The 7,152-nt window shown below is 50.1% G+C and carries 6 protein-coding genes; 2 read left to right on the plus strand and 4 right to left on the minus strand.

The window, feature by feature from the left end; genetic code table 11:
* The first annotated feature begins 124 nt into the window (after positions 1-124).
* Both K2I50_RS02135 and K2I50_RS02140 read left to right on the plus strand, forming a co-directional pair.
* On the plus strand, positions 125-796 hold the full coding sequence (locus K2I50_RS02135) for a YczE/YyaS/YitT family protein (protein WP_301024604.1): 672 nt from the start codon (positions 125-127) through the stop codon (positions 794-796).
* A gap of 43 nt (positions 797-839) precedes the next feature.
* Positions 840-1,346 (plus strand): hypothetical protein, encoded by a 507-nt coding sequence (locus K2I50_RS02140; RefSeq protein ID WP_301024605.1) that lies wholly within the window; start codon positions 840-842, stop codon positions 1,344-1,346.
* 118 nt (positions 1,347-1,464) lie between these two features.
* On the opposite strand, the gene K2I50_RS02145 is transcribed toward K2I50_RS02140, so the two are convergent.
* The 4 genes from K2I50_RS02145 to K2I50_RS02160 all read right to left on the minus strand — a co-directional run bounded on the left by K2I50_RS02145 (position 1,465) and on the right by K2I50_RS02160 (position 7,058).
* Positions 1,465-2,820, minus strand: a complete 1,356-nt coding sequence (locus tag K2I50_RS02145; RefSeq protein WP_301024606.1) for an NAD(P)-dependent oxidoreductase — start codon at positions 2,818-2,820, stop codon at positions 1,465-1,467.
* A 156-nt stretch (positions 2,821-2,976) separates the two neighbouring features.
* Positions 2,977-4,557 carry a sulfatase family protein gene (locus tag K2I50_RS02150; RefSeq protein WP_301024607.1) on the minus strand — a complete coding sequence of 527 codons (1,581 nt, stop codon included), beginning with the start codon at positions 4,555-4,557 and terminating at the stop codon, positions 2,977-2,979.
* 430 nt (positions 4,558-4,987) lie between these two features.
* On the minus strand, positions 4,988-5,551 hold the full coding sequence (locus K2I50_RS02155) for an RNA polymerase sigma-70 factor (RefSeq protein WP_301024608.1): 564 nt from the start codon (positions 5,549-5,551) through the stop codon (positions 4,988-4,990).
* Between the two features lie 46 nt (positions 5,552-5,597).
* Positions 5,598-7,058 carry a phosphodiester glycosidase family protein gene (locus K2I50_RS02160; RefSeq protein ID WP_301024609.1) on the minus strand — a complete coding sequence of 487 codons (1,461 nt, stop codon included), beginning with the start codon at positions 7,056-7,058 and terminating at the stop codon, positions 5,598-5,600.
* Between the last annotated feature and the right edge of the window lie 94 nt (positions 7,059-7,152).

Raw genomic sequence — 7,152 nt, forward strand, 5'->3', positions numbered from 1 at the left:
TCCCTCATCACAAGCGAAAATATGCTCGACGATTGACCGCCCTGACGGTAACATTTATTATTAAACAAGCTCTAAGAAGAGCGACGTGAAGCCGCTGACAAACAATTATATAATAACTGCAATTATGAGAAATCTTGTTATAAGGTACATGGTGTTTATCACCGGTCTGTATTTTCTTTCTCTCGGAGTAGTATGCATTGTAAAATCGACTCTCGGCACAACGCCGATATCAAGCATCAACTATGTATTGTCGCTTAATACACCTCTTACTCTTGGCACGGCTACATTTTTGCTCAATATGCTGCTGATACTCGGGCAGTTTGCGTTGATTAAGGGTAGGAGTACACGCAAGGATGTGGTGGAAATACTGTTGCAGATACCGTTTTCGTTTGCTTTCGGTGCGTTCATTGACTTCAACATGTGGATGTGTCGCGGAATTGAGATTACCAGCTATTGGTATGCCCTGGCCATGCTTTGTGCGGGATGTATGTCGCAGGCTGTAGGTGTTGTGCTTGAACTTAAGCCCAATGTGGCGATAATGAGCGCCGAGGGATTTGTAAAGTATGCTTCACGACGTTATAACAAGGAGTTCGGACGTCTGAAAGTGGGATTTGATTTGCTCCTGGTAAGTTCGGCGGCATTGCTGTCGCTCGCTCTGTCAGGCACAATCGACGGTATACGTGAGGGCACGGCTATCGCAGCCATGACTACCGGCTATATGGTCACATTCCTATCCATCCATATCTTTTCGCGCCGCAATTTAGACAGATTACGATTGCTATTTCAAAATATATGAGTATATTTACGGATGTATTAAACAAGCTCTAAATTTTATAATCATGGCAAAAATACAGACGTTAATCTTCAGTATTGTTGTGGGATTGTGTGCTTCATGCAATTCTTCCAATACAAATTCCCAGACTTCGGCAGAAGTTGCTCAGGATACGGAAATCCGGCAAAATACCGAGACTGCCGGAATGGACACAGAATCCGGTATATATGCCGAGATAAAGAGAGAGGTTGATTTTTCAAATTCGAAGTGCCCGATTTCTCTTGGAATGGGAAATAATGTGACTTTGGAAAGTATCGTTTATGAGGACAATACTATAATATATTCTTATAGTCTTGACAGAATTAATGACGGCATAAGCAATGATGAAAGTTTTAAGAACTCATTGCTGTATATGCTAAAGGGAGAAGCCGGATTGAATCCTGCAAATAAAAAGTTTTTTGACAACATAGTCAATGCAGGGGCCAAGATAGTCTATATCTATCAGAGTCATTCCGGAAAATCCATGACAATCGAAATATCAAACAAGGAACTGAGAGATATTTTTGAGGAATAAAATCACGTATCCATCTGACATTCTCTCTCAAAATCTGTATCATATTTAAACAGTTTCTTAGCATAAATGGATAAAACTCACAGACGCGATACCCGGCCGGGTATCGCGTCTGTCGTAATCAGGAGGGGAGGTTGATGGACTCCATCAGTTTGACGGCATCGATGTAGCGTACGATACCTTCGGCCACACGTTTGGCGTCCTGCATGGCGTGTACTACAGTGGCCGGGCGATTGGTTACGTCGCCTCCGGCGAACACTCCTCGGCGTGATGTCATGCCATATGGCACCTCGCGAGTAAGCACATAGCCTCTGGAGTCGACGTTTATACCGTTGGTCGAGTCGACAATACGTGATGCCGGAGCTGAACCTACGGCAAGTATCACACGGTCTACAGCCATGTCGGTCAGAGTGCCTTCGGTATCGACAGTTATTCCGCTCAGCCGGTTGCCGGCATCCCAGGGCATATCGGTAGGCGCTCCGTTGTTTTCAACTCCACGAATCTCTTTGACCGATGATTTCCACATGAATTTTACACCTTCGGCCACGGCATCGTCATATTCGGCGCGCAGTGCGCTCATCTCGTTGACGGTGCGGTGGTATATTACGGTAACTTCCGCGGCACCCATGCGCAGAGCCGTGCGTGCGGCGTCGATGGCTGTATTGCCGCATCCTATTACGGCTATACGGTCGCCTTGGCCTATGACCACTTCTTTTTGGTCGATACAGCCTGACTGAAACAGGCTTACACGTCGCAGAAACCATATGGCCTGTCGCACTCCGGGATGATTTATGCCCGGTATGGGGAGTGTCTTTGGACGTCCGGTGCCTGTGCCCATGAATATGGCGTCGAATCCGCGGGCAAACAGGTCGTCGATGGTAAGCGTACGGCCTATGGTGGTGTCGAGATGGAACAGGACTCCGAGATTCTCTATTTTTTTGATTTCGCGTCGGACAACTTCTTTTGGGAGTCGGTATTCCGGTATGCCGAACATCAGTACTCCTCCAGGCTCGGGTTGCATCTCGAATATCTCCACACGGAATCCCTGGCGCGCAAGATCGCCCGCGATAGTGAGTCCGGCCGGTCCGCTGCCGATTACGGCTACTGCGCCGCGCGATTTCTCCGGTATAGCCTCGTGGGTAAGTCCGGCCTCTCCGTCGAAGTCGGCTACGAAGCGCTCGAGTTTTCCAATATTTATATGCTGGCCTTTTTTGGCAAGCACACAGTTGCCCTCGCATTGGCGTTCATGGCCGCATACGCGCCCGCATACAGCCGGCAGATTGCTGCGCGAGTTGATTATTTTCATAGCGTTGCCAAAGTTTCCTTTGGCAAGTTCGGCAATCCAGTCGGGTATGTCGTTTGAGATAGGACACCCTTTTTTGCATCCCGGCACTTTGCAGTGCAGACAGCGCTGTGCTTCGCGTATGGCTTCAGGGAGGGTGTAGTTTTCAGAGACTTCTTTGAAAAGTTGGTTCATTGCGGCTTATTCTGTTTATCGGATAATTTGTGCCGACAAAGTTAAGCAAATTTTTATGTCGCTACGCAATATATAACATCAATCGGTGAGCCGGTGCTCTCAGGCCATGGCTCACCGATTGATATTTTGGTTTTTGTGCATGCGATTGTGTCGCACTTATTCCGACTGTTCGGCGGCCGGGTCGAAGTCGGTTTTGCTTATCCAGGAGTGGGGGACTTTTTTCTCGCCGGCATTGACACGGTTCCAGTACATATGCGATTTGTTCATACTGGGATACTCGTCAAACAGGTGGCCTTCGCCGGCCATACGCGGATCACCCTCGGCTATAAGGCGTTCGGTCATCTCACGGTTGAGGCGGGTTATGATTTCGGCCATTTCCGGGTTGTCGGCAAGATTATTGATGCATTCGGAGTCGGCGGTAATGTCGTAAAGTTCGAGTTCGGGGCGTTTGCCCATTGAAAGCTCCCATAGATGATGAGAGTCGGAATCGAGACGTGCCTTTATTATCTCGGTTTTTGTGGGCGAACCGTCGGTATCCATATATCCGGTGGATGGATTGCCGGATGGCCAGCGGTCGGCGGCGTAATTGCGCAACAGCAGATAGCCGTCGCGCACGATTCCGCGGATAGGGTAGCCCTGGTCATCAGGTCGTCCGACGTCGTGGCGCTCTTTTCCGAGCATCATATAGCCGCGGTCGACTGCCGGGTCGGGATTGTCGGCGATAATGTCGGTGATGGAGCGTCCGGTCACAGGCAGCATTCCTGCTTTTATGGGATTGACTCCGGTGAGCTCCAGCAGTGTAGGAGCTATGTCAATCTGACTGATTATTTCGTTGACCTCGCGTCCGGGATTTTTTAATCCGTCGTGCCACATCATTGCCATAGGGAGGTGTGAGGCTTGATAATATTCCTGTCCCTTGCAGCGCGGGAAAGGCATGCCGTTGTCGGAGGTTACGATGACGATTGTGTTGTCAAGTTGTCCGATACTGTCGAGCTGCGCAAGTATATTGCCGAGGTGGCGGTCGAAATGCTCTATTTCGTAAGCATAGTCGAGCATGTCGGTACGCACAGTCTCGTTATCGGGCCAGTAGGATGGTACAGAGTCGATGTCTGACAGCGACTTTCCGGCACGTATGCCTGAGCCGTATTCATATTTGCGATGAGGTTCGCGGGCACCGTACCAGAAGCATATCGGTTGCTCGCCGTCCCAGTCTTTAAGAAACCGGGCAAAATTTGCCGAATAGTCAATAGCGTTGATATGCTTTGTGGGTGGTGTGCAGGTGATGTCGTTATAGGGTCGTCCGGTGAGGAGACGATCGTTGCCGATAGAATCGGTTGCTATGCCCGGACCCCATCCTTTGCCTGTGTATCCGGTGAAGTATCCGTTGCGCTGGAGAGCTTCAGGAAATGACATGATATCGCGCGGGAATTCACACCAGTGGTTGGCGGCTTCGCGCAGTTGCCACGAGTTGCGTCCGGTAATGAATGATGCTCGCGAAGGTGCCGACTTTGAGTTGCATGTAAAGGCATTGCGGAATAGAATCCCTTCGCGCGCCACACGGTCGAAAGCCGGAGTGTTGACCCAGCTGTTGCCGTAAGCGCCCATATGGGCAGCGTCGTCGGCCATGCAGATTAGAATATTCGGGCGTTTACCATCTGTCTGTGGGGCGGCTACAGCCTGTGACATCGCGGCAGATATTCCAAAGGCAAGGAAAGATACTGATTGGATATTTTTCATAGAGCTTGTTTAATAATCAATGTTACCGTGAGGGCAGTCTTCATCGAGCAGATTTTCGCTTGTGATGAGGGAGTTATGGGGTTCCATAACGCCCGAAGAGCAGGCGGAAAGATGCCGGCAAATGACCGACGGGAGGTAATTTGTTTCATATCGTTGATATATTTTTGCATTTGTTTCAAAAGCAGGAGAGAGGTTGGATGGTTATAAAGTCACCTTTTGTCTCGTATATCTTGTCCGCTTTTCACCCTGTTCCTCAGTTGTGTACATAAAGTACACTCCTTCGTCGCATGTCGAAAATCGCCTCAAGCTATACGACCCTGGCGGCAACATTTATTATTAAACAAGCTCTACTTTTTATATAAAGACGCGCTTATATCCGGATATGACATACCTCGGCTTATAAACTTATTAAAAAGGGATGCAGATCGAATTATAAAAACAGCATAAGGGCTGAAAGTACCTTCCTCAATTCTTTGAGTGCTATGCCGATATGGTACTGTACGGTCTTATGGCTTACGCCCACGGCTTCGGCAATCTGCTGGTAGGTCATGCCGCGAGAACGGCTCATCAGGAATATTTTACGGCGCAGAGGTGGCATTCCGGCAATTGCCGCGCGTATCATTGCCGCCATTTCGCGTGTAGATAATGTCTCGGCCGGGTCGTAAGGCGAGGTTGTGTCAAAGGGCTGCGAGGCATAGTCGTCGACAATACGACGGTGCTTAAGACGGTTGAGCACGGCGTTGCGTGTCATCCGGAATAGGTATGCCGACGGGGATACTACGCCTTCCAGCACACTGCGGTGCTGCCATACTGACATAAATACATCATGGGCCACGTCGAGGGCTTCGTCGGAATCGTGGAGGATACACTGCGCCAGCTCGCGCACACGAGGAGCATACCGCAGATAGAGCATCGTCAATGCTCCCCTTGCGGTATCCTCCTCGCCTTGCAGAAGCTGTATGAGGCGGCTGTCGGATATATCCTTTTCTGTCATGTTATATTGTCAACACGCTTTTATGACAATCTTGCGGGCCGATGGGCTAATTGCCGATAAATATTTTCTCGGAAGAGGTGCCCTGGCGGCGGATATATATGCCTGCTGCCGAGGGTTGGGCTTCATGGTTGCGTCCGTCGACGGAGTACCACTCTACGCGGTCGGTGTCGTTGCTGTCGGAAATTGCAGTATCGATTGCCGACATGCCTGTGGAGAATATCATCAGGCCGTTGGCTACGTCGCGGGGGGTAGCCTCGGTGGTGGTGTTTATGATTTTGCCGTCGTACATCATCTCGGCAGATCCTCCGGCGTCGAAGTTGGCCATGTTGGAGCAGCCGAAGTGGCGCGCTATCTCACACATGTCGGCTGTGGAGCAGCCTCTCGACTTGCCGTAGACAGCATCGGTCGACTTGTCGATTACAATTATATAGAGTTTGCGGTTGTCGGCATCGCATCCGTAGCCGGTACGGGAATATATCATTGAGTTATATTCCTCGTTGGAGTTATGCTCGGTAAGCTCGCCATTGCGCATTACGAGAGCGTTGCCACATATAGCCTGTTCCAGTTCGGGAGTGACGTTCTTGCCTGTGACGAGGAATGAGTAGTTGAGCTGGACCTTGTCGCCGACTTTTAGTTCGGCAAGACGTTTTGCCTTTGTAGTGCCTCGTGCTACCAGTGCGAGGTCATGGTCGCCAAGAGTGCCGGCGGTGGCATTTTTCTTGACACTTTTTACCGTAAAGGATATGTCGCGTGCGGTCATCCAAGTCTGGCCTTCGTCGATATCAAGCAGTACTTCTGTGGCGTCGGCGGCCTCTTCGTCGATTATCAGTTTCTTGTTGTCATCGATTTCGACAAACATGAACTTGCGGTCGCGGCCATAGTAGCTGTTGTATACACACAATTCTCCGGCCGAGGCATATTTGGCCGAAACTCCTTTGTTGCATAGGTTGATGTTCATCTCCCTTGTGGGCATTTTCAGTGTGTAGTCGGGAGTGAAGGAATCGACATATACATGTCCGTCGGATGTTATGCCGACAGCACCGTTGCGCTTGGCGCCGCCGTCCCATTTTTCGCGTCCGGTGTTTAGCTCGGTCACTAATACGCCGTTGCGTATCGACAGGAGGCGCGGGATATAGTTGTAGGTTGGGTACTCGTTTTGTCCGTAGCAGTACCAGAAGTTGCCGTTGGCCGCTGCTACCGGAGTAAGCTGTTCGGTAGTCAGACGCTTGGCCGCCGATGTAATGGCTTCGATACCTTTGGCCGCATCCTTTGCACACCAAGTCTCCACGCGGTTGCCCGGATTGGAGAGGTCGACTGTCAGTAGATTGACATTCAGCAGATAGTCGGAGTCGGTGAACCGCAGGCGGTTGTAGGTGACGCCCGGCGCGGGTTGCTCCGATTTAATGATTGAGTAGGAACGTTGCTTGCCGCTAATCTCCATAGTCTCGGCTCCGAGGAGCAGGGGCGCTACGAGCAATGCCGTGCATAAGAGTACTTTTTTATTCATTTCAGAGGTATAATATATTAGAGCTTGTTTAATAATAAATGTTACCGTCAGGGCGGTCAATCGTCGAGCATATTTTCGCTTGTGATGAGGGAGT

This window comes from Muribaculum sp. (genome assembly GCF_029051885.1).
Classification (GTDB): domain Bacteria; phylum Bacteroidota; class Bacteroidia; order Bacteroidales; family Muribaculaceae; genus Muribaculum.